The organism is Dellaglioa sp. CoH-57-MRSF-22, assembly GCF_056781895.1.
Window position 1 is genome coordinate 1 of record NZ_JBXAXT010000149.1, and the last position, 330, is coordinate 330.

Below are 330 nucleotides of genomic sequence, written 5' to 3' on the forward strand. Positions count from 1 at the left end.
GGTCGTGTCCGAGCGCGATACACTGAAGCTCTTCATCGTCGCTCTTCACGTAGTGCATTACCTTCAGCAGGTGGAAGATGTAGGGCATGCCTGCCTTGTCAAAGTGGCCGTCGAACTTCTCGACGCAAATCTTCAACATCTTGGCAAGCGCCTCACCCTTACGAAGTTTTGTTGCGTGCATTTTTCTTCTCCTGTACACGGGTCACGAGCTGTGCGATGTTGATGACAGCCGCGCACCAAAGCAAAATCAAACTGATTGTGTGAATCATATCACCTCACAACTTGGTGCGCAACACCAAGAGATTTCTGTTCGAGTGCCATACGCAGCAG

Annotated in this window: 1 protein-coding gene; it reads right to left on the bottom strand. The window is 50.6% G+C overall.

The annotated features are described in order from the left end of the window. A partial coding sequence (locus AC1RPR_RS08605; RefSeq protein ID WP_481763534.1) for a hypothetical protein occupies nucleotides 1-181 on the bottom strand: 181 nt, incomplete at its 3' end. Nucleotides 182-330: the final 149 nt, after the last annotated feature.